The sequence below is a fragment of the Marivita sp. genome (assembly GCF_051859345.1).
GTDB lineage: Bacteria > Pseudomonadota > Alphaproteobacteria > Rhodobacterales > Rhodobacteraceae > Marivita.
In genome coordinates, this window is sequence record NZ_JBHYFV010000111.1 from 1 (window position 1) to 626 (window position 626).

Below are 626 nucleotides of genomic sequence, written 5' to 3' on the forward strand. Positions count from 1 at the left end.
TGATCGCGGGGCTGGAGCGCCCGAGCACTGGCGAGATGCTGCTGCACGGCGCCGCACCGGCGCAATGGTCAGTGGCCGAAGCCTTGGGCGCCGGGATCGCGCGCATCCCCGAGGACCGGCACAAGACCGGCACAATCGCCGATTTCACCCTGACCGAGAACGCGATTCTGGAACGCTACAACCAAGCCCCTTTCGCGCAGCGCGGCTGGCTGGACTGGCGGGCGGCGCGCGATTTCGCCCAATCGGTGATCCGCGCCTATGACGTGCGCTGTCCGGGGCCGGACACCCGCATCCGGCTCTTGTCGGGCGGCAATATGCAAAAGCTGATCCTTGGCCGCGTGATGGAACTCAGCCCAGAGATCATTCTGGCCAATCAGCCGGTGCGCGGGCTGGATATCGGCGCAATCACCTTCGTGCAGACGCAGCTTCTGGCCGCGCGTGACCGCGGCGCGGCGGTGCTGCTGATTTCCGAGGATCTGGACGAAATCCTGGCCCTCTCGGACCAGATCCATGTGATCTCCGAGGGCCGCCTGTCGCCCCCCTTCGCGCGCGGCACCATGAGCGCGACAGATCTGGGGCGCTGGATGGCTGGCGAAGGGTTCGAGCGGGGGCGCGATGCGGCTTGA

1 pseudogene is annotated in these 626 nt (G+C 67.3%); it reads left to right on the forward strand.

The annotated features are described in order from the left end of the window. A pseudogene (locus tag ACTIEN_RS22290) lies at positions 1–626 on the forward strand (ABC transporter ATP-binding protein); the annotation flags it as partial.